Below are 21,457 nucleotides of genomic sequence, written 5' to 3'. Positions count from 1 at the left end.
CGATCCAGTTCGACCCGGCCAGTCTGATCCTGCTCAACATCATCATGGCGTGCATGATGTTCGGCGTATCGCTGAGCCTGCGCCTGGAAGACTTCAAGCGCATCGCTATGGCGCCCGTCGCGCCTCTGGCCGGGCTGTTCGCCCAGTTCCGGCTGCTGCCGCTGGCGACCTGTCTGTTCACCTGGGCACTGCAGATTGATGCCGAGTTGGCGCTGGGGATGATTCTGGTGGCCTCCTGTCCAGGCGGCAGCTTCTCCAACATCATGACCTGGCTGGCCCGCGGCAATGTTGCGGTGTCGGTCAGCATGACGGCGGTGTCCAGCCTGGCCGCCACAGTGCTGACACCGTTGAACTTCGCCTTTTATGGCTCGCTCAACCCGCACACCCGCGAATACCTGACGCAGATCACGCTGGAGCCGGGCGGCATTCTGTTGCTGGTGCTGCTGGTCCTGGCGCTCCCGCTGGTACTCGGGATGACGGTCGGACGTAGACTGCCAGGCCTGGTCGCCCGCAGCGAAAAACCCCTGCGCATCATCTCGCTGCTGGTATTTCTGGGCTTCGTCGCAATCGCCTTCACGAACAATTTCGGCCTGTTCCTCGAGCGCTTCCACAGTTTCTTCTGGCTGGTGGTCGCGCATAACCTGCTGGCCTTGTCGCTGGGCTACGGCATGGGGCTGCTGCTCAAGCTGCCTGTTGCCGACCGCCGGGCAGTCACCATGGAGGTCGGCATCCAGAACTCGGGGCTGGGCCTAGTCATTCTGTTCACCTTTTTCCCCGAGGCCGGCGGCATGATGTTGATTACTGCCTTCTGGGGAGTCTGGCATCTGGTGTCGGGCATCACTCTCTCTCAGATTTGGGCGCGGACCGCACATGACTAAACGCATATTGATTACCGGCGCGGCCGGCTATATCGGTCACCAACTGGGCAATCGTCTGGCGGAGCACTTTGCGGTGACCGGCACCGATTTGCGCGCGCGTGACGACCTGGATTTTCCGCTGGAGATCGTCGATGTGCGGGACCCGTCCCTGACCGATCTGCTACACCGCGAGAAGATTACCCACGTGGTGCATCTGGCGTCGGTGCTCCAGGCCTCCCCAGACCGCGCCCGTGACTATGACATCGATGTCAACGGCACCCGCAACGTGCTCGAGTGCTGCATCAAAGCCGGCGTGCAACACCTGACCGTCACCAGCTCCGGCGCCGCCTATGGTTACCATGCGGACAACCCCGCCTGGATAGACGAGCAGGACGCCCTGCGCGGCAACCCCGAGTTTGCCTACTCCGATCACAAGCGGCAGATTGAGGAGATGCTGGCCGATTACCGCGAGCGCCAGCCGCAACTGCGCCAGCTGATCTTCCGCCCCGGCACGGTGCTCGGCACCGAGACGCGCAACCAGATCACCAACCTGTTCATGGCGCCGCGCATTCTTGCGCTCAAGGGCAGCGATTCGCCCTTCGTGTTCATCTGGGATCAGGACGTGATAGGCGCCATGGCCATGGGCATCAGGCAAGACAAGACCGGCATATTCAATATGGCCGGTGATGGCGCGCTGACCATGCAGGACATTGCACACCGCCTGAACAAGCCGTTATTGACCCTGCCGGTGTGGCTGGTCAAAGCCGGGCTACAAATCGCAAAATGGCGCGGCAAGCCAACCGGGCCAGAGCAGGTCAATTTTCTGCGTTATCGCCCAGTACTCAGCAACCGTCGTCTGAAAGAGGAATTTGGTTATCCGTTGGCAAAGACATCGGCCGAAACCTTCGAGTATTTCGTCGAATGCAACCGGCTGCGCAAACCCTGACAAAGAGAGCCAGCCCATGTACGTAACCCTTATTACCGGCGCCGCCTCCGGCCTCGGCTGGGCCATGGCGCGTCACTGGTTTGCCGCGGGGCACAGCCTGGTGCTGGCCGACATTGATGCCGAAGGCCTGGCCGCCCGAGCTGAAGAACTGGGCGACGCGGAGCGGGTGCTGACTGTCACGGCGGATATTACCCAGGCCGCCGACATCTGCTATCTGATCGATGAGGTGCGTTATTGCTTCGGCCGGCTCGACTTGCTGGTCAATAATGCAGGCATCACCCACCGCTCCCCCGCCCATCAGACCCATCCGGATGTCTTCCGCAAGGTCATGGCGGTTGACTGGCAAGGCCCGGTGGAGCTGACCATGGCCGCGTTGCCTCTGCTACGCGAATCAGGGGGTTCGATCGTCTGTATCGGTTCGATGGCCGGCTGGATGCCCGTCCCCGGCCGCGCTGCCTATTGCGCTGCCAAGGGTGCGCTGACCCAGTTCTTCGAGGTACTGCGCCTGGAGCTGGAAGCCGACGGCATTCACATACTCATGGCCTACCCCAGCTTTCTCGATACACCGATCGAACACCACGCTCTGGGCCGCGACGGCAGCGTTGCCAAACATCCGCGTTCGATGGTCGGCGGCATGCGCAGCGCCGAATCGATGGCCAAACTGATTGATGACGGACTGCAACGGCGCAAGCGCTGGATACTGCCTGAACCGGTCTCACGTTTCGGCAGCCTGCTCTGGCGCATCGCGCCGTCACTGTACCTGCGCCAGGTACGTAAGCGCTTCGCTGGTGAGTTACGCTAACGCCATATCGCGATACCCTGTACTGGGAAGGTCGAGTTCCATCTCGACCAGCGGAGTCTCGGAAACCGCCTTTCATCGAGATGGAACTCGACGGTCCCAGGCCGCGCTCCCTAGGGACGGCCGAGCTCCACCTCGGCCAGCGCGGCCTGGCTTACCCCATTTTCAAATAAGGCATTAGAAATGCTGCTTGATCCCTGGCTATGGCTCGGTTTGTTCATATTGTTGGCCTACACCATTGAAGCCGTAACCGGCTTTGGCAGCCTGGTCATCGCACTATCGCTGGGCGCGCTGATACTGCCGATACCGGAAATGATGCCGGTGGTGGTACCGCTCAACGTGCTGATGACCGGCTATCTGGTCTGGCGCAACCACAGGCATATCTATTGGCCGGTACTGCTCAAGCTGATCCTGCCGCTGATGTTATTGGGCACGACGGCGGGTTACATATTGCGTCCCTGGCTCGGCGATGACCTGTTGAAACTGCTGTTCGGCATGCTGGTGCTGTGGTTCGCCAGCCGCGAACTCCTGCGCATGTACCGCGGCATCAAAATCACGCCGCACCCGCTGATGCTCAGTCGCGCCCTGACCTTCGGAGCTGGCATCACCCACGGCCTGTTTGCCTCCGGCGGCCCGCTGCTGGTCTACGCTATCGGCGGCATCCAGCTCGACAAAAGCCGCATGCGCGCCACTTTGCTGGTCGTTTGGCTCACCTTGAACAGTTGCCTGACTGCGCTATTTCTGTTCGACGGCACCCTGATCCCCAGCCTGCCCCGCCTGGTGCTCTATCTGCCACTGTTGGTGGTTGGTGTGCTGCTCGGCGAATACCTGCATCACCGCCTGGATGAACAGCGGTTCCGTCAGGTGGTGTATGGGTTACTGGTGCTTACGGGGGTATTGCTGATTTTCAAGGCGCTCGAGGGGTATTCCGGATCCATGCTGTCCTGAATCCGGTTAATTTTTTGTGGCTGTTCGCGCTATGAAACCGTCTCGTTGAATCCGACAAAGGTCGCCACTTCGTCGACAGCGCGACGCTTCGACACCACCGCATTGGCCGGAAAATCCTCATCCGGATAGCCCATCGCAACGCAGATCATGATCACCTGATCATCAGGAATGCGCGCATGCTCGCGCACTACCGGTGAGTGCATGATGCCCTGACTGTTCACCACACAGCCCAAACCGCGGGACCAGGCGGCGTTCACCAGGCCATTGACCAGCGCGCCACAATCGAACTGGGCGATGTCGCCGTCACGCAGTACGCGGTCGTAAGTCACCACCACAGAAACCGGCGCATCGAACTGACGGAAGCCGCGAAGTATCCAGTCCTGGCGCTTATCCTTGTCGTCACGGGCGATGCCCATGGCCTTGAACAGTTGTACCGCAATCTCTACCTGCCGGTCCCGGTGCTCACCTTCGTAGGCATCGATCCCGCGGCTTTCCTTGGATGGCGGTACACCGCCCAGCATACGTTCGGTGTTCTCGGCGCGAATCCGGTCCAGCGGCTCCCCGGTCAGCACATGCAGATGCCAGGGCTGCGTATTCATCGAGGACGGCGCCCGAATAGCCAGGGCAATAACTTCCTCAATCAGGTTACGCGGAACTGCTTGCTGCTTGAACGCGCGAATGCTGCGCCGTCCGAATACGACCTCTTCGTAATTCACCCGTCATCTCCTCATAGGCTATGGCAGCCAGCAATGCGCGCATACGAGCGCCCGCCTGCAATGTGGATCTGACACTAACATATTCGCAGCGGCGCCCAGGGTGACTATGCGTCGGCAGAGCGATACATCAGGATCGCTTATAAGCGGTGATTGATGGCGTGATAGGGAAAGAGAGTTATAGCGAATGACTCAACCGCCCACCCACCAGCGACAGCGTGCCCACGCGCTGCGAGTGCAGGTAAACATGCAGTTCATGCCTCATTTCGAATCTCCTCGCTCATCGGCATACCTGTCAGCGTCAGCTCGCCACCCACGGCCTGAATCACGGTCAACGTCAGGCCCAGATGTGCAGTTGGCTTGCCTGCTTCAAGGTCACCAATAAAGCGCACCCCCACGCCTGCAGCCAACGCCAATTGCGATTGCGTCAGCCCTAGTTGTTTACGGGCCTGCTTGATAGCTGCTCCCAGCTCAACGGGGGTTTTGATCACAGACATGGGCGCTCCAAAAGATTACCGATCGGTAAGATTAAGCGCTTTTAGAGGACGATTCGACCGAATATTACCGAACGGGAAGATTTGATCACAAACGACGACTTTCAAGTCGTTTATTCCCGTACGGGAGTTCGGCTAATCAAGAACTAAAAAATTAATACCCAGAATCCGCAGTTATGGTCTCGCGCGCAGCGGAAATCAGCCGCTATGCGGCCAATCGCTAAAGCCTCCCAAACCAGTACTGCGGACGTCGCCGGTGATGGGCTACAGCCAGAACCTGAAAACTATCCGGCGTTTCGCGATAGATAATGGACAAAGGGAATGTGCGAAGGGGAGCTCCGCGAATATCTGGCTGTAGCTAAACTTGCCAGGCTTTGGTGCCTCGCCAACTAGCGTGGCAATGGTGTCAAATTCCTCTAGAAACGCGGCACCAAGCCCTGGCACTTTCGATTCGTAATAACCTACTGATTCCAACAACTCGGCTTCCGCTGCCGGGTGGAAGAAATAGCTCATTTGATCAGTGCTCGAGCTTTCCTCATCACATCTTGGCTGGAAACAGCTTCGACTGAACCATTATCAAGCTCTTCAGCTCTGTTTTTGGCCTCAAGCAACCAGTCGGACCTAAGCTCATCTTCTGAAGGAGATTCCAGACTCAACACCAGTCGCTGGATCAGCTGGGCTCGCTCCGCCTTGGGGAGGTGGAGCGCCTCTTCTTCAATTTTCTGGAGATCCATAGAAGAAACCTCTCTTTCGCGTGTCAGCCAATCTTGCCATGGAGGACCCCGGGTGGCCATGACTTCGTTTTTCGTTACGCACCCGCCAGCTCCCCTCGAAAGATGAAGAAAACCGCACCCAGAATACACAGACCAGCCCAGAGATAATCCAGCCTGAGCGGCTCCTTCATGTAGTACACCGCGAAGGGCACGAACACCGAGAGCGTGATGACTTCCTGCATGATTTTGAGCTGCCCGAGGGACAGCACGCCGTAACCGATGCGGTTGGCCGGCACCTGCAGCATGTACTCGAAGAAGGCGATGCCCCAGCTGATCAGCGCGGCGATGATCCAGGGTTTGGAGCTCAATTCCTTGAGGTGGGCGTACCAGGCAAACGTCATGAACACGTTGCTCAGGGTAAGCAGCAGTACCGTTAAACCGATTTCGCGCATGTTGTAGTTCACCAGTGATCAGCGGCTTGAGCGCTGGGGATGACCGTAACGCCAATTGTACTACCGAGCGTCAGGCCTGGCTGGTCATTGACGCACGAGTCGCTGAACAGCTTCTGCCACTGGCGTATCGCCCTCGGTCAGCTCGATAATCTCCCTGCTCAGCGCCGATTGTTCGACCACTTCGAGCAAGGTCGCCGCGACATCCTCACGTGACACCTCTCCATAGGCAATGGCCGGGCCTGCATGGACCTTGCCGGTTCCGGGCGCATCCAGCAGCGTGCCGGGGCGTACTATGACCCAGTCCAGATCGGAGCCCGCCAGATACACATCAGCGCGTTTTTTCACTGCCATGTAGTTCTCAAAGGTATCGGAAACCACCCTGTTGCGCCCGGCCTCGGGGAAGGCCGATACCAGCAGGAAGCGCTTCACCTTCGCTTTTTGCGCCGCAGCAACAGCCAGCTCCAGCCCCTGACCATCGATAGCCTTGGTCATCTGTGGGCCACCCTTGCCGCCAGCACCGGCGGTGAACACGACCGTATCGCAGCCGCTCATCAACGCCGCCAAGTCGTCGGCGTTCAGCTCAAGCAGATCGCCGAGTACCGGGACTGCACCCAGGTCACGTAATCCATCCGTCTGCCGTTGGTCACGGTGCAGCGCATGAGGCTGATGGCCTCGCTGCGCCAGCTGTCGGGCCAGATGGCGGCCAATCTTGCCGGCACCGCCGATGATGAATATCTGTTTCATGGCACCCTCACATTCGAAAAAAACCAGCGGCCATGCTGTCACACCCGCTTCAGGGTGCGCCACCGCTGCGCTAGAGCGGTGCAAGCCTGCGCCAGAGTAGCTGATCGAAGCATAACGCTGAAAGCCATTTACGGTGGACAAGACAGGTCCGTTCGTTACAATGCGCCCGCTTACCCGGTCGCAGCCTACCCGGACAAAACAAGGACACCTATGAATGCTTTATTGATCTGCTCCGGCGGATTCGACTCCGTGACGCTGGCCTACCGGTTGGCGGCGGAGCAGTCCCTCGGCGCCCTGCTGACCTTCGACTACGGTCAGCGCCACCGCAAAGAAATCGATGCAGCCCGCCAGTGCGCTGAGCGGCTCGCAGTGCCCCACCTGGTGATGGACATCGGTCATATCGGCCGCCAACTATCTGGCTCGGCCCTGACCGATGACATCGCCGTGCCCCACGGTCACTACAGCGAAGAGAACATGAAGGTGACGGTGGTGCCCAACCGTAACGCCATCATGCTCACCATCGCCTTCGGCATCGCCGCTGCCCGCGATCTCGACACCGTGGCACTGGCCGTGCACGGCGGCGATCACTTCATCTATCCCGACTGCCGACCCGACTTCATCCGCTTGTTCGGCGAGATGCAGGCCAAAGCGCTAGAGGGCGTAGCCGAGGTGACGTTGCTGGCCCCCTACGTCAACCTGGACAAGACCGAGATCGCCCGTGACGCCGCGCGCTTTGCGGTGCCGGTGGCCGAGACCTGGTCCTGCTATGAGGGTGGCGACATTCACTGCGGCCGCTGCGGCACCTGCGTGGAGCGCATCGAGGCCATGGCTGTGGCCGGAGTGACCGATCCCACGGCCTATAAAGACCAGCAGTACTGGCGCAAAGCAGTAGCGAAGGTCAAGCCATGTACACCATAAGGAAAGAGTTTCACTTTTCCGCCTCCCACCAGCTCAAGCAGATGCCCGCGGGGCACCCATGTGCCCGCTTGCATGGCCACAACTACGTGGCAGTGATCGAATTGCGCAGTGAGACCCTCGACCAGTACGGCTTCGTCTGTGATTACCTGGAACTCAAGCCGCTCAAGGAGTACATCGACGCCGAATTGGATCACCGCCACCTCAACGAGGTGCTGGGGGACGACTGCACCACCGCGGAACGCCTTGCCCGGCACCTGTACGACTGGGCCCGGGCTCGCTGGCCTGAGGTGAGCGCGGCGATGGTGTCGGAGACGCCCAAGACCTCGGCGGAGTACCGACCGTGATCGCCATCAGTGAAATCTTTGGCCCCACCATCCAGGGCGAAGGAGCGTTGATCGGCATGCCCACCGTCTTCGTGCGCACCGGCGGCTGCGACTTTCGCTGTAGCTGGTGCGACACCCTTTATGCGGTGGAACCACGCTTTCGGGCAGACTGGCAAAGCATGACGTCCGAAGCGATCCTTGCCGAAGTGAACCGGCTGAGTGGCGGCGACCCGTTATTGGTCACGCTCTCCGGCGGTAACCCGGCGCTGCAGCCGCTCGCTGAACTATTACGGCTCGGTCACCAGCAGGGCCACCGCTTTGCCATGGAAACCCAGGGCAGCAAGGCGCAGGCCTGGTTCGATATGCTCGATCAGCTCACGCTCAGCCCTAAACCGCCCTCCTCGGGTATGCCCTTCCGCCAGGAGCGCTTCGAGGCCTGCCTGGCCGCTGCCGGCGCCGACACCCAGGTCAGTCTCAAGCTGGTGATAGCCGACGAGGCGGACTACCAATGGGCAAAAGCCCTGGCGGACCTATACCCACAATTGCCCCTGTATTTACAGCCCTGCAACCCCGCTCCGGCTACGCCCGAACAACCGGACCGCGAGGCCGACATAGAGGCATTGAACGCACAGTTGCGCTGGTTGGTGGAGCGGATAATTGCTGATCGCTGGTACCGGCCGCGGGTACTGCCGCAACTGCATGTGTTGATCTGGAATAACGAACGGGGGGTGTGATGCCAAACGACATTTGTATAGTTCGGGATTAATCCTCCGTTGGCGTGCGCTGGCGCAAGATCTGCCCCCGCGCTTTCACAAAAGAAAGGCCACACCTCCAGCAATGCCGGCAAACAGCACAGACAAACCGATCAGAACCTTCCAGGGGAACGATTTCGGGGGCGGCTCTACTTCCAGCTGCGTGTTCAGATAGTTCTGCAGCAATCGGGTGTTGCGCGTGTTGGCCTTGAAGACGGCATCGAAGGCATCCCCCACCACCGGTATCAGACCGCCGACAAAGTCGATGCCGATATTACGCAGCATGCGCCGCTTCACCTCGCCACTCGCACCAGCGCGCTGCGCCTCCAGCAATACATAGCCCGCCATCGCCAACCCGAGCAGGTCACCGATACCCGGGATCAGACCAACGATGGCCTCGACTCCGATCTTGAACCGGGTGAAAGGCAGACCGATGCTGCTGTCAGTGAAACGGCTGAACTTGTCCAGCCGCTGAAGTATCGCTCGTTGTTCGGCTTCAGTAGGTTGTCGTGGCATTGCATCTCCGGACTATAAACGCTCAAGCACGCGGTTTTATCGTGCAACCTGAAGAGTACGCGCGAACGTTAGAAGTTCACAAAACCATTCAGCCCAGCGTGGAAGGCCGCTGACGATGGTCTCAACCCTGCCAGAAAGTCTCACTGACGCGACTTATCAACCACCAGCATGATACGTAAACAACAGCTCTGATCCAGACGAAACTGACCTCGCGCGTTGGTATTCTCCCTGTTCACGGCGGAGCGCAGCATTGGGCAGCGCCCATCGCTCAGGAGCATAAGGTTATGAGTTCAGCGTTTTCGGGCAAGGTCGTATTGATTACGGGAGCCGCCGCCGGCATCGGCAAGGCCACCGCCGAAGCCTTTGCCGCGCAGGGTGCGCGCTTGATACTGGCAGATATCGATGCCATAGGCGGTGAGGCGGTCGTAGCAGACATTCGTGAGCGCGGCGGTGAAGCCGTATTCAGCCGCTGCAACGTAGCCGACGCCGAGCAAGTCAAAGCGCTGCTGGCAATGATCGAAAACGATTTCGGCCGTCTGGACTGCGCCTTCAATAACGCCGGCGTCGAGTTTGAACAGCACAAGCTGGCCGACGGCGACGAGGCGGTGTTCGACCGCATCATGGACGTCAACGTCAAAGGCGTCTGGCAGTGCATGCGCTTTGAAATCCCGCTGATGCTCAAGCACGGTGGCGGCGCCATCGTTAACACCGCCTCCATTGCCGCGCTCGGCGCAGCACCCAAAATGAGCATTTACTCCGCCAGCAAGCACGCCGTATTGGGCCTCACGCGCTCAGCAGCCGTCGAATACGCCAAGAGGGGCGTGCGCATCAACGCCGTCTGCCCAGCAGTAATCGATACCGAAATGTTCCGCCGCGCCGCCGAGATCGAGCCACGCAAAGCCGAGATCGCCGCCGCGATGCATCCCATCGGCCGCATCGGCAAAGCCGAAGAAATCGCCGCCGCCGTGCTGTATCTGTGCTCGGAAGGTGCAGGTTTTACCACCGGTATTGCGCTGCCGGTGGATGGGGGGAGCACCTGTATTTGAGTTGGACCTGACCACTTACCCTCTCAACGTCAAGAACAACCGCAGATCCAGTTCCAACTGGTGATAGTCCGGCTCCATATGCTGGCACAGCTGGTAGAAGGCCTTGTTGTGTTCTTTCTCGCGCAGGTGTGCCAGTTCATGCACGACGACCATGCGCAACAAGGGTTCGGGCAGGGTTTTGAAGATAGCGGAGACTTTAATCGCGTTTTTGCGCTTGAGCTTGCCGCCCTGTACGCGGCTGACAAACTGGTGCTGGCCGAGGGCGTTATCGATGACGTGCATGCGCGTATCGAAATACACCTTGCTCACCGGCACACTGCTGCGCATGTGCTGTTGTTTGAGGCGCTGGGTGTAGTCGTACAGCGCGGCGTCGCTCTGGATCAGGTGCTGGGCCGCTGGCGGGTAACGTTGCTCAAGCCAGGTGCCGAGCTTATTGGCATCAATCAGCTGCTGCACCTGGTTTCGCAGGTCCGGACCGTAACCGCTCAGGTATCTGAGTGCTGCCAATGCTGAGCTCCGCTTTGATGACTGAGTGTGCAGTTTACTGGGTTGCTGAGAGTAGCGCTCAAACCAGCGTTTCTGATCTGACAACATGCACGCCCGGCCGCGAAGCAATAGCCGCCTCGAGCAAGGCCCGGGCGATATTATCCGCCGGGTTAACGCGCACGCGGCGTGGCAAAACGGGACCAAGGCCTTTCAACACCCATTCCGCCGCGCGCTCCCCTGGCCGAAGCGCCTGGCGTGGGCCGCTGATCAAACCAGGCCTCACGAAGGTGAGCGAAGAGAATCCACAACCGGCGAGTTCCTGCTCCAGCTCCCCTTTGACCCGGTTATAAAACAATCGTGATGCCGCATCTGCCCCCACCGCGGAGTTGAGGACATAGGTTGGCGTGCCGTGCTCGCGCGCGAGTTTAGCTACCGCCAGGGGATAGTCGTGATCTACGTGCCTGAATGCTTCCCGGGATCCGGCCTGCTTCATGGTAGTGCCGAGGGCACATATCACTGCATCGGCCTGCCACCAGCCGGCGTCTGCGGGCAACGGCTCGAAATCAACCACGGGCGCGGAGAGCTTCGGATGCTCACTCAGCGGGCGACGGGAAGGTGCCACCACCGCGCCGATACGCTCATCGGCCAGCGCGCGTCGCAACACATGGCTGCCGACCAGCCCGCTTGCCCCCACCAACAATAACTTCATTCTGGGCTCTCCGTGCCGGGGCTTTCCCCCTTGAGCGAACCTACGGGCCCAATGTGTTTCTGAAACAGATGAATCACGCAGGCATGCTCACGCGTGTTTCACCGCGCAGTTTGATGACGTCTGCGCGCGGCGGCGCGCCGAACATGCGGCTGTATTCGCGGCTGAAGTGGGACGGACTTTCGTAGCCGACCCGATAGCTCGCAGTGGCGGCTTCCAGACCTTCGCTAAGCATCAATCGCCGCGCTTCGTGCAGGCGCAGCTTCTTCTGAAACTGTACCGGCGACATGCGCGTGACCTGCTTGAAGCTGTGATACAAGGCCGATTCGCTCATGTTCACATTATCCGCAAGCTCCCGCACCCGCAGGGGCTCGGCGAAGCGGCTCTTGAGCACCGCGATCACCCGCGAAATGCGGTGTGACTGGCTATCAGCCGAGACAAACTCGCGCATGCGCGCGCCCATCTCACCGACCAGCGCGCGGTAGATGATCTCGCGCTGGATCAAGGGCGCCAGCACCCGCGCATCGGCTGGCGAATCAAGGAGCTGCACCAGTCGGGTCATGGCATCGAGAATCCCCATATCAACCTGGGCGACGCACAGGCCGCAGGCGGAATACGGGCAGTCAGTCGGCTCTCCGCCCGCCTCGGCCTCGCCTAGCTGCAACACCAGATCGGCCACTTCCGCCGGATCAATGCTGATCTTTACCGCCAGGTAGGGATGTTCTGGAGAGGCGTCTACTACTCGCCCCTTGACCGGCAGATCGACGCTGGAAACCATGTAGCTGAGCGCGCCATAGACAATTTCCCGGTCGCCCAGCTCGACTATCTTGCGGCCCTGGGCAATAACACACAACGAGGGTTCATACACGGTGGACACGCAACCGGAAGGCGCATCGGTGCGAAACAGATCCAGGCCTGGAATGGTGGTTTTGTGGATGCCGTCGGTTGTGATTCTGGCTGAGACCAGATCGGCTAATTGCCGGGACATGGGTTCGGCGGGTGGCTGTATCGGGTCGAGCGCAGGGGTTGAATGGGCAACGTTGAGCATGGCGGACCTCCAGAGACTGCAGGCAGTATATACAGGATCGGACAAGGCATAAGACCGACGCCGATGCTTTGCAGGAATAGGCAACGATCCTGCAGGATCGCTCAAGCCTTTGCGATTAAAGCGCTCCGAAGGCGGTCTGGCACAGTTTAGACAAATCGGTCGAGCGGGAACCGCGCAGGGTGCGATGCCGCCAAAAATAGAATCAGGCAATCATGCGGCAGTAACCCGCTACCCGTCGCATCAGCACTGGCCTTATCGTTCGTCACTACCAAGGCGCCCTGCGCCAGACTCAGACCAGTGATCCCTGACGGGAAGCGAGAACAGACTATGCACGCAATCACCTTCAATAAGGCCAGAGTGGCGTTGCTCGGCGCTCTGTTATTGGTCGCCCTGGCCGGCTGCGATGCCCAGGGCCAAGCCCAGGATAATGCAACGCCCCCACCGCCTGAAGTCGAGGTAGCCGAGGTCAAGGCCGAGCAAGTCACTGTGTGGGGCGCTTTCAGTGGCCGGGTCGAGGCGCCACAGACTGTGGAGCTGCGGCCGCGGGTCAGCGGGTATATCGATCAGGTCAACTTTGAGGAAGGCGAGCTGGTCACTGAAGGCGACGTGCTTTTCGTCATAGATCCGCGCCCCTATGAAGCGCGTGAGCAACTGGCACAGGCAGAGCTGGCTCGCATGCGCAGTCAGCTGACGCTGGCGAGTAGCGAGGCGGCTCGTTCCGCACAGCTATGGGAGCGCCGGGCGATCTCTCGCGAGGAATTCGAACAGCGCAATGCGGCAAAGACCATGGCCCAGGCAACGGTCAATGCAGCCGCTGCGGCACTGGAAAGCGCGCAGCTGGATCTGGAATATACCCAGGTCAAGGCGCCGGTCAGTGGCCGTATCGGCCGCGCTGAGGTAACCCGCGGCAATTTAGCCAGCGCTGACAGCACCTTGCTTTCCACGCTGGTATCGGTCGATCCGCTCTATGTGTATTTCGAAAGTGATCAGCATACCGTCCAGGACAACCCCTTCGGCGAGTCGGTACCGGTGCGTGTCGGGCTGGCGGGAGGACAGGATTTTCCCTATACGGGACAGCTGGACTTCATCGACAACCACTACAACAGCCGTACCGGCACGCTGCAGTACCGCGCCCGGGTCGCCAATCCGAACGGAGCCCTGCGCCCCGGTCAGTTTGCCCGGGTGGAAATGCCAGTAGCCGCGGCCGATGCCGCGCTGCTGGTCGACCAGAAGGCGGTACTGACCGATCAGGATCGCCGTTACGTTTACCTGCTCGATGCGGACAACCGTACCGAGCGCCGGATCGTCGAGACCGGACGCCGGGTAGACGGCCTGCTAGTGATTACCGCTGGCCTGTCCGCCGGTGACCGCGTTGTGGTCAACGGCCTGCAGAAAATAGCCGCTCCCGGTACTCAAGTGGTGCCGCAGCTGGTGGATATGCGTCGTACCCCGGCACCGATAGTTGTCGCGACAGCGCCGTGAGGCTTTAGCGCTCCGTTTAGCTTTCTTTCTTTTATCTGACTGATACGGGCGCGTCTTCCAGACGCGTTCCGGGAGGCTGCTGCCGTGAATTTTTCGCGTTTCTTCGTAGACAGACCGATCTTCGCTTCGGTGTTGTCCATCATCATCTTCGTGGTCGGGCTGATCAGCATTCCGCTGTTGCCAGTCAGCGAGTACCCGGAGGTAGTGCCGCCCAGCGTGCTGGTCAGCGCAAGCTATCCAGGTGCCAACCCCAAGACCATTTCGGAGACCGTAGCCACGCCGCTGGAAGAAGCTATCAATGGCGTCGAGGACATGATCTACATGAAATCGGTCGCTGGCAGTGACGGCAGCCTGGCGTTGACCGTGACCTTCGCGCTGGGCACCGACCCGGATCAGGCCCAGGTGCAAGTGCAGAACCGGGTATCCCAGGCGCTGCCGCGGCTGCCAGAGGATGTACGTCAGCTCGGTGTGACAACGCAGAAGCAGTCGCCCAACCTGATGATGGCGGTGCACCTGACATCACCGGATGACAGCCTGGACGCCACCTATATACGCAACTACGCGGTCCTGCATATCCGTGACGAGCTGGCACGTATCCCCGGTGTAGGCCAGGCCGGTCTGTTTGGCTCTGGTGACTACGCGATGCGCCTGTGGATCGACCCGCAGCGCGCCGCCGCCCTGGGAATCACCGCGGGCGATATCAGCGCGGCGGTACGTGAACAGAACATTCAGGTATCGGCCGGTCAGATCGGCGCCCCGCCCATGCCAAATGGCTCGGACATGCTGATTTCGATCAACGCCCAGGGCCGTCTGGAATCAGTCGAAGAATTCGAGAATACCGTTCTGAAAATTGGTGCGCAGGGTGAGGTGACGTTGCTCAAGGACGTAGCCCGGGTCGAACTGGCTGCCTCGCAGGATGCCTTGCGCGCGCTGCTCAATAACCGTCAGGCAGTAGCGCTACCGATCTTTCAGGCGCCCGGCTCCAACTCTCTGGACGTGTCGGCTGCGGTGCGAGCAAAAATGGCCGAGCTGGAAGGCGATTTTCCAGAAGGCCTGAGCTGGGAGGTGGCTTACGATCCGACCGTGTTCGTCAGTACCTCCATCAAAGCCGTGATTATGACCCTGCTCGAAGCCGTCGCGCTGGTGGTGCTGGTAGTGATCCTGTTCCTGCAGACCTGGCGCGCGTCCTTGATCCCCCTGCTCGCGGTGCCTGTGTCTATCGTCGGTACCTTTGGGGTCTTGCTGCTGATGGGCTTTTCGATCAATACCCTGACCCTGTTCGCCATGGTGCTGGCGATTGGCATTGTGGTGGACGACGCCATTGTGGTGGTGGAGAACGTCGAACGAAATATCGAAGAAGGCCTGGCGCCCCTGGCGGCTGCGCATCAGGCGATGCGCGAAGTAAGCGGGCCGATCGTGGCCATCAGTCTGGTGCTGTGCGCGGTGTTCGTGCCGATGGCCTTTCTGGACGGCATCACCGGGCAGTTCTATCGCCAGTTCGCCATGACCATCGCCATCGCCACAGTCATTTCAGCGATCAACTCATTGACCCTGTCGCCCGCCCTAGCGGCAGCCTTGTTGAAACCGCACGGGGCACCGCCGGATCTACCCGCGCGCATTATCGATCGCCTGTTTGGCTGGGCCTTCCGTCCCTTCAACCGCTTTTTCCTGCGCAACGCGCAGCGCTACGAATCGCTGGTCGGCCGCAGCCTGAGTCGTCGCGGGTTGGTGTTCGGGGTGTATCTGTTGTTGCTGGGCGGCACCGCCTTCATGTTCACCCAGGTCCCCGGCGGTTTCATCCCAACGCAAGACAAGACCTACCTGATCGGCAGCATTCGTTTGCCCGAAGGCGCCTCGCTGGACCGTACCGAAGCCGTTGCGCGTCGGGTCAGTGAGCTGGCGCTGGACACCGAGGGCGTGTCCGACGCGCTGGCCTTTGTCGGCTTCAATGCGCTGCAGGGCACCAACACACCGAACGTGGGTACGGTGTTCATGGTATTCGACGACTTTGCTGACCGCGACCGCACCGCCCAGGAAATCTCCGACGAGATCAACGCCAAGCTGGGCGGCATCAACGAAGGCTTCGCCGTTACCTTCATGCCGCCACCCGTGTTTGGTCTGGGAGCAGGTTCGGGGTATTCGCTGTATATCCAGGATCGTCGGGGCGCCGGCTACGGCGAGTTGCAGGATGCCACTAACGGTCTGGCCCTGGCGCTGAGTGAAACGCCCGGCATGTTCTACCCGTTCAGCTCCTACCAGGCCAATGTGCCGCAGCTGGATGCAGACGTGGATCGTAGGCAGGCCAAGGCGCAGGGCGTACAGCTGGATGATCTGTTCGGCAGCCTGCAGTTGTATTTCGGTTCGCAGTACATCAATGACTTCAACCTATTCGGCCGCACCTACCGGGTCATGGCGCAGGCGGATGCACAGTTCCGTGATGACCCCAGCGACATCGACCATCTTTATACGCGCAACGCCAACAACGAGATGGTGCCGCTCAATACCATGGTCACGCTGCGCGAGAGTTTCGGGCCGGACCCGGTGATCCGCTACAACGGTTATCCCGCAGCGGACCTGATTGGCCAGTCCGACCCTAGCCTGCTGTCTTCGGCGCAAAGCCTGGCCGCGGTTGTGGGCGTTGCCGATGAGGTATTGCCAGCCGGCATGACGCTGGAATGGACTGACCTGAGCTTCCAGCAGATAACCCAGGGCAATGCCGCGATGGTGGTGTTCCCGCTCGCCTTGTTGCTGGTATTTCTGGTGCTCGCGGCACTGTATGAAAGTTGGGTGATGCCGCTGGCGGTGATCCTGATCGTGCCAATGTGTCTGCTCGCTGCGCTGTTCGGCGTGTGGATGGTGGGTGGCGACAACAATATCTTCGTGCAGGTCGGCCTGGTGGTGTTGATGGGCTTGGCGTGCAAGAACGCCATCCTCATCGTCGAGTTCGCCCGTGAACTGGAGCTTCAGGGCCGTGACACCGTCAGCGCTGCGCTGGAAGCCAGCCGCATGCGGCTGCGCCCGATCATCATGACCTCGGTGGCCTTTATCGCCGGTGTCGTGCCGCTGGTGTTGGCCACCGGCGCGGGTGCCGAGGTACGCAATGCCATGGGCATCACAGTGTTTACCGGGATGGTCGGCGTAACCCTGTTCGGCCTGCTGCTGACACCAGTGTTCTACGTCGCCCTGAGAACCCTGGCCAAGCGTTTCGAAGACAAGGCAGAGCAGTCTGAAGACGATTCGAGAGTAGAACTGGGAGCACAGGCACATGAGTAAGCTGGCAAGTATCTTTTCAATGGCAGCGCTGCTGAGTGCCTGCGCAGTAGGCCCGAATTACCAACCACCGGAGCCTGTGCCGCTGCAGCAGTTCGCCCATGATCAAACGCCCGCGCAGGGTTCAGGTTCGCCTGTCGCCAATAACGAGGAGCGGTTCTGGCAAGGCTTTGAAGATCCCCTGCTGGCGAGTCTGATCGAGCAGACCATGGCCGAGAACCAGAGTTTACAGGCGGCGCTGGCACGTTATCAGGCGGCTGAAGCGCTGCTGCGCGGCTCGCGTCGCGATGAGTTACCCAGCGTGACAGCGGGCGCCGGTGTTACCGGCCAACGCCTGGCGGAAGTCGAACGTACGCGCCCTGATCAGGAACGCGTGGAGTTATACCAGGCCAGTGTGGCGCTCAGCTGGGAGTTGGATCTGTTTGGGCGCTTACGCCGCGCCACCGAGGCCAGCGAAGCAGAACTGCAGGCCGCGGGTGCGGACCGGCAGACCCTTCAGGTCGCGCTGGCCGGCCAACTGGCCAGCAGCTATTTCCAGCTGCGCGGCCTGCAGCAGCAACTGCGGGTGGCCGAGCAGAACGTCAGCTTGCAACAGGCGTCGCTGGATATTGTTGGTGCGCGATTAGACGCCGGCCGCGGCACGCTGTTCGATCAGGTGCGGGCACGCGCCCAGCTGGATGCGACCCGGGCCATGATCCCACAATTGAAAGCCGACATAGGTGCAGCCATGCACCGCATCGGTGTGCTGACCGGTCAGCCGCCCACCGCGTTGGTCCCGCTGCTTCAGGTACCCGCGGATCTACCGGACAGCCGTCCAGCTATTGCGGCGGGCAGTCCTGGTGATGTGCTGCGTCGGCGTCCTGATATTCAAGCCGCTGAACGGCGCCTGGCAGCAGCCAGCGCCAGAATTGGCGTCGCCAGTGCCGATCTGTTCCCGCGCTTTACCTTGGGTGGTTTGCTGGGTTCACTCTCAGGAAATGGCTCGGATCTGTTTACCGCCGGCGCACGGACTGGGCGCGTAACCCTGGGCATCGACTGGACCTTCCTCGACCGAGCACTAGTGCAGGCACGCATTGATGCGGCGGATGCCCAGTCCGCCGAGTTGCTGGCGGACTATCGTCAGACGGTTCTACTGGCGCTGGAAGAAACAGAAACCTGGCTGCTGCGCTATCAGCAATCACACGAACGTGCGGCATTGCTGCAAAGCGCGACCGACGCCGCCACCCAGGCGGTAGAACAGGCGCGTGACCGTTATGACCAGGGCTTTATCGGCTACTTCGAACTGCTGGCTGCCGAGCAGGAACTCACCGCCATGCGTGACAACCTGGTACAGAGCCAGACAGCGATGGTGAATGTGTATCGGGCATTGGCTGGGGCGCCGGCTACGGGCTAGCAACGCGCGCCGCGCTATCCGGGCTATTTGAACAGCAGCCTGTTGCGCCAGCCACCCCAGCGGTAATAAGCCAGGGAGAACAGCGAACTGATCATGAAGCTGATCCCTATCCCCAATGCCACGCCGTTATCGCCGAACAGGGCTGTCGCGCCATAGGCCAGCGGTATCCGCAGGATCCACAGGGAGATGATGTTCAGCGCCAGCACCGCAAACATCGCGCCCGCCCCACGCACCACGCTGTTGAAGACGAAGTTCAGTCCGATAAAGGGGTAGAAGAAGGCTATGGTGCGCAGATAACGGGTGCCAAACTCCACGCTGGCCTCGTCCTGAATGAACAGCATGACCAGCGGTTGCGCCCAGATATAGAGCATCGTGGCCAACAGCAGCATGATGCTGGTGGTGTAAATGACGCCCGCTCGGGTGATCTGACTGATCCGCCGCCAATGGCCGGCACCGATATTCTGCCCGGCCATGGCGGTAATGGCTGTCCCCAGGGCCACCGCCGGCAGCAGGATGAGGTGATCCAGCCGCTGGGCAGCGCCAAAACCCGCCACCGCATGCGCCCCCAAACTGTTTACCAGCGACAATATGACCGTGGTGCCGGAATGGATCACTACCATCTGCAACCCGGAGGGTACGCCTAACCGCAGAATGGTCTGCACCTCTACCCAACGCGGCAGCTGCAAACGGAAACCATGGCCAGGAAATTTCCGCGACAGATGCACCAGGCTGTAGAGGAAGGCTCCGCCCTGGGCCCCTACAAATGCCAACGCCGCCCCGGTGATGCCCCACTCGAATACCCCAATGAACAGGGGTGACAGCACAGTGATCAGCGCTGTGGCCAGAAGCACAAAGTACAACGGGGTGCGGCTATCACCAAAGGCACGCAGAACGGTACTGATGAAGTTGTAGCCCACCAGCAATAAAGTGGCGCCGTAGGTGATCTGCAGGTACACCCGCGCCTGGTCGAAAATCGCCGGGGGCGTATTGAGCAGCCTCAGCAGTGCGTCGGCGAAGACGTAGCCAGCCATCCCAATAAACGCCGATAGCAACAACAGAATGATGACGAAAGTGCTCAGATAAGCACGGATCGCCCCCACGTCGCCCCGGCCACGGAGCTGAGCAAAGATGGTCAGGGTGGCCTGATTGACGCCCATGACAAACGCGAGCACGACCATCATCAGGATGGTACCGACCGTGACCGCACCAAAAGCCGCGCTGCCCAGCAGGTTACCCACCCACAGGCCATTGATCAGCTGGATGGATACCTGCAGCAGGCTGGTGACGACAATCGGCAGGGAGAAGCGTCTAAGGTGTCGGGCGATTGAGCCTTCAGTAAAGTTTTTCAGCGCGGTCAACCGTGGTGATTGGTATGGCTTTTCCCCATCAGGAACAGTGAAGCCGCCAAGGCCAATACCGAAAGGGCCAGATAGATGATATCCAGCGGCGTCAGGAAGCGAATATCCATAACTGCTCTGAAGAACTCGATGATCACAGCCAGGATAACCACACGGACAATCTTGTTCTTCAGCTCGTCAAACGACTGAACATTAAAAGGATGGTTCTTGCCACTCTCCTCTGACGCCTCAATGGGCGACACGAACAGCCGGTATATGCCTAGCCCGAAAATGAGCAGCACCACCGCGATCAAGTAGATATCGATTGCAATGATGATGTCAGTCACCAGGAACTCGTGGATGTCTGTCGTACCTGTGCCGAGGTAATAATTAACGGTAGCCATTACCAGCTGAAGAATATCCATGGTTCCCACAACGAATAACGTCAGAGAGCCCAGAAGACTGGAGAGCACGGCAATAAGCACCAGAAAACGGGAGTGCCACAGAAACTGCTCGAACTTTTTTTCTAGGGAATTCATTAATGATAAAACCTGTAAATGATAATTGTGCCGCTGCCCGTCAGCTCTTCTTGCGCGTATAGGCAGGCTGATCATATCGAGCGTAGTTGATCACCGAATCCTGCCACTGAGAGACACTTTCCGTGCGCCGGGCATCAATGGTCTTACCGAACGCGGCAAAATGCGCGCGCTCCATCAACTCAGCCATCTCCTTACCGGTAGCGAATCCTAAAAAATACGCGCCCTGCATGAAGCCTTCCAGGCGGTGACGGTCCTCCGCCGGCACTTTGTAGCCTTCACTCAGTGCCGAGAAGTATTTGCGTAACCGCCTTTCCACTTCGGACAAATAGCCGTCTTTGTTCATGGTCCAATCCCTCGTCTGTTGCTCCCTGTCAGTCCCTTATCTCTGCGTTAAGGACTTGGCGCTTAATCGAACACGTCGTACAGAATATCGGCGATCACGCCGGTCACCACAGACACCAATATCAATTCAGTGCCCGCCGTCTGCCATTCATAACCCGAATGCTGCGGTAGGCGGTCAAGAAAGGCGCCGGACTGCACTTTCTTGGCAATACCTGGCGGCAGCGGCTTACCCCGTCCCAGGTTCTTGCGAATACCGGGCGGCAATTCAGCGTACCCGTTAAAACCGGCCCTGTGCGCGTATTCCCGGGCGCGCGTTGCGGTAATGCCCGCATGCACCAGCGAACCAAGAATGTCGCGGTCTTGATCCTCGCTATCCCGACTGCCCTGCCCTCTGCCCGCGTTACCCTTACCGGACTGACCCTGATGCTCGGCAGAATGTTCATGATGCGGACCCTTGCCCTCCGGCGGAGCGGCCTGCGCGGCGATGGCGAACACGCTGCCAGCGATCAACAGCGTCATCACGCTTTTACGTCGTTGCATATTCCATTACTCACTTGGGTTAAATTCATCCGAAACCGATTCTTGCACCTTTCGTCTCTCGGCTATCGGTATTAATCGTTTTGTCGTTATCAT

The 21,457-nt window shown here is 59.9% G+C and carries 24 protein-coding genes; 11 read left to right on the top strand and 13 right to left on the bottom strand.

All coding sequences use genetic code 11. The features are described 5' to 3' along the window. Positions 1-44: 44 nt before the first annotated feature. The 4 genes from G3M63_RS07775 (at position 45) to G3M63_RS07760 (ending at position 3,550) form a co-directional block, all read left to right on the top strand. Positions 45-878: a bile acid:sodium symporter family protein gene (locus G3M63_RS07775; protein ID WP_163984214.1), complete on the top strand. Its 834-nt coding sequence runs from the start codon at positions 45-47 to the stop codon at positions 876-878. Continuing rightward, positions 871-1,803 (top strand): SDR family oxidoreductase, encoded by a 933-nt coding sequence (locus G3M63_RS07770; RefSeq protein ID WP_163982461.1) that lies wholly within the window; start codon positions 871-873, stop codon positions 1,801-1,803. The genes G3M63_RS07775 and G3M63_RS07770 overlap by 8 nt, the downstream gene beginning before the upstream one ends. A gap of 16 nt (positions 1,804-1,819) precedes the next feature. Next, a complete protein-coding gene (locus tag G3M63_RS07765; protein WP_163982459.1) occupies positions 1,820-2,605 on the top strand; it encodes an SDR family oxidoreductase in 786 nt (261 codons plus the stop codon). Between the two features lie 180 nt (positions 2,606-2,785). After that, positions 2,786-3,550, top strand: coding sequence for a sulfite exporter TauE/SafE family protein (locus tag G3M63_RS07760; RefSeq protein WP_178100954.1), 765 nt, complete (start codon positions 2,786-2,788; stop codon positions 3,548-3,550). A 29-nt stretch (positions 3,551-3,579) separates the two neighbouring features. On the opposite strand, the gene G3M63_RS07755 is transcribed toward G3M63_RS07760, so the two are convergent. The 5 genes from G3M63_RS07755 to G3M63_RS07735 form a co-directional block, all read right to left on the bottom strand. Then, positions 3,580-4,266 carry a nitroreductase gene (locus G3M63_RS07755; protein ID WP_163982457.1) on the bottom strand — a complete coding sequence of 229 codons (687 nt, stop codon included), beginning with the start codon at positions 4,264-4,266 and terminating at the stop codon, positions 3,580-3,582. 251 nt (positions 4,267-4,517) lie between these two features. Then, entirely contained in the window at positions 4,518-4,760 is a 243-nt protein-coding gene (locus tag G3M63_RS07750) for a helix-turn-helix transcriptional regulator (RefSeq protein ID WP_163982455.1), read from the bottom strand. Positions 4,761-5,266: 506 nt separating this feature from the next. After that, the gene (locus G3M63_RS07745) at positions 5,267-5,491 is read right to left on the bottom strand and encodes an addiction module protein (RefSeq protein WP_163982453.1); all 225 of its coding nucleotides are present in this window, start codon (positions 5,489-5,491) and stop codon (positions 5,267-5,269) included. Positions 5,492-5,565: 74 nt separating this feature from the next. Then, complete coding sequence (locus G3M63_RS07740; RefSeq protein WP_150301391.1) at positions 5,566-5,922, bottom strand: DMT family protein; 357 nt, start codon at positions 5,920-5,922, stop codon at positions 5,566-5,568. 84 nt (positions 5,923-6,006) lie between these two features. Next, the gene (locus G3M63_RS07735) at positions 6,007-6,666 is read right to left on the bottom strand and encodes an SDR family oxidoreductase (protein WP_163984212.1); all 660 of its coding nucleotides are present in this window, start codon (positions 6,664-6,666) and stop codon (positions 6,007-6,009) included. Positions 6,667-6,876: 210 nt separating this feature from the next. On the opposite strand from G3M63_RS07735, the gene queC reads away from it, so the two are divergent. From queC to queE, 3 genes are read left to right on the top strand one after another with little or no spacing between them, the layout of a single operon-like run. After that, positions 6,877-7,584, top strand: a complete 708-nt coding sequence (queC, locus tag G3M63_RS07730) for a 7-cyano-7-deazaguanine synthase QueC (protein ID WP_163982451.1) — start codon at positions 6,877-6,879, stop codon at positions 7,582-7,584. Beyond that, complete coding sequence (locus G3M63_RS07725) at positions 7,572-7,928, top strand: 6-carboxytetrahydropterin synthase (RefSeq protein ID WP_163982449.1); 357 nt, start codon at positions 7,572-7,574, stop codon at positions 7,926-7,928. Before queC ends, G3M63_RS07725 begins: the two co-directional genes overlap by 13 nt. Next, positions 7,925-8,641, top strand: coding sequence for a 7-carboxy-7-deazaguanine synthase QueE (gene queE, locus G3M63_RS07720; RefSeq protein WP_163982447.1), 717 nt, complete (start codon positions 7,925-7,927; stop codon positions 8,639-8,641). The genes G3M63_RS07725 and queE overlap by 4 nt, the downstream gene beginning before the upstream one ends. A gap of 75 nt (positions 8,642-8,716) precedes the next feature. Here queE and G3M63_RS07715 read toward each other — a convergent pair whose 3' ends face one another. After that, on the bottom strand, positions 8,717-9,175 hold the full coding sequence (locus G3M63_RS07715; RefSeq protein WP_163982445.1) for a DUF4112 domain-containing protein: 459 nt from the start codon (positions 9,173-9,175) through the stop codon (positions 8,717-8,719). A gap of 284 nt (positions 9,176-9,459) precedes the next feature. Between G3M63_RS07715 and G3M63_RS07710 the strand changes: the two genes are divergently transcribed. Then, positions 9,460-10,221, top strand: a complete 762-nt coding sequence (locus tag G3M63_RS07710) for an SDR family oxidoreductase (RefSeq protein ID WP_163982443.1) — start codon at positions 9,460-9,462, stop codon at positions 10,219-10,221. A gap of 15 nt (positions 10,222-10,236) precedes the next feature. Here the strand turns inward: G3M63_RS07710 and G3M63_RS07705 are convergent, their stop codons facing one another. The 3 genes from G3M63_RS07705 to G3M63_RS07695 form a co-directional block, all read right to left on the bottom strand. Then, positions 10,237-10,728 (bottom strand): M48 family metallopeptidase, encoded by a 492-nt coding sequence (locus G3M63_RS07705; protein ID WP_256669978.1) that lies wholly within the window; start codon positions 10,726-10,728, stop codon positions 10,237-10,239. Positions 10,729-10,786: 58 nt separating this feature from the next. After that, positions 10,787-11,416 carry an NAD(P)H-binding protein gene (locus G3M63_RS07700; RefSeq protein ID WP_163982439.1) on the bottom strand — a complete coding sequence of 210 codons (630 nt, stop codon included), beginning with the start codon at positions 11,414-11,416 and terminating at the stop codon, positions 10,787-10,789. A gap of 73 nt (positions 11,417-11,489) precedes the next feature. Further along, complete coding sequence (locus G3M63_RS07695) at positions 11,490-12,461, bottom strand: AraC family transcriptional regulator (protein ID WP_163982437.1); 972 nt, start codon at positions 12,459-12,461, stop codon at positions 11,490-11,492. A gap of 327 nt (positions 12,462-12,788) precedes the next feature. Here G3M63_RS07695 and G3M63_RS07690 point away from each other — a divergent pair, with 327 nt between their 5' ends. From G3M63_RS07690 to G3M63_RS07680, 3 genes are all read left to right on the top strand, one after another. Then, entirely contained in the window at positions 12,789-13,943 is a 1,155-nt protein-coding gene (locus tag G3M63_RS07690; RefSeq protein WP_163982435.1) for an efflux RND transporter periplasmic adaptor subunit, read from the top strand. Between the two features lie 84 nt (positions 13,944-14,027). Further along, a complete protein-coding gene (locus tag G3M63_RS07685) occupies positions 14,028-17,216 on the top strand; it encodes an efflux RND transporter permease subunit (RefSeq protein ID WP_163982433.1) in 3,189 nt (1,062 codons plus the stop codon). Next, on the top strand, positions 17,209-18,606 hold the full coding sequence (locus G3M63_RS07680) for an efflux transporter outer membrane subunit (RefSeq protein ID WP_163982431.1): 1,398 nt from the start codon (positions 17,209-17,211) through the stop codon (positions 18,604-18,606). The genes G3M63_RS07685 and G3M63_RS07680 overlap by 8 nt, the downstream gene beginning before the upstream one ends. Positions 18,607-18,629: 23 nt before the next feature. On the opposite strand, the gene G3M63_RS07675 is transcribed toward G3M63_RS07680, so the two are convergent. The 4 genes from G3M63_RS07675 to G3M63_RS07660 form a co-directional block, all read right to left on the bottom strand. After that, positions 18,630-19,964 carry an MATE family efflux transporter gene (locus G3M63_RS07675; protein WP_218573667.1) on the bottom strand — a complete coding sequence of 445 codons (1,335 nt, stop codon included), beginning with the start codon at positions 19,962-19,964 and terminating at the stop codon, positions 18,630-18,632. Further along, positions 19,961-20,482 (bottom strand): YqhA family protein, encoded by a 522-nt coding sequence (locus G3M63_RS07670; protein WP_163982429.1) that lies wholly within the window; start codon positions 20,480-20,482, stop codon positions 19,961-19,963. The genes G3M63_RS07675 and G3M63_RS07670 overlap by 4 nt, the downstream gene beginning before the upstream one ends. A gap of 40 nt (positions 20,483-20,522) precedes the next feature. Continuing rightward, positions 20,523-20,825, bottom strand: coding sequence for a hypothetical protein (locus G3M63_RS07665; protein ID WP_163982427.1), 303 nt, complete (start codon positions 20,823-20,825; stop codon positions 20,523-20,525). Positions 20,826-20,887: 62 nt separating this feature from the next. Further along, on the bottom strand, positions 20,888-21,364 hold the full coding sequence (locus G3M63_RS07660) for an anti-virulence regulator CigR family protein (protein WP_163982425.1): 477 nt from the start codon (positions 21,362-21,364) through the stop codon (positions 20,888-20,890). Between the last annotated feature and the right edge of the window lie 93 nt (positions 21,365-21,457).

The organism is Pseudomonas sp. OIL-1 (genome assembly GCF_010669185.1).
Classification (GTDB): Bacteria; Pseudomonadota; Gammaproteobacteria; order Pseudomonadales; family Pseudomonadaceae; genus Halopseudomonas; species Halopseudomonas profundi.
Note: the sequence above shows the minus strand (reverse complement) of the source record. Positions and strands in the feature narration are given on the sequence as shown.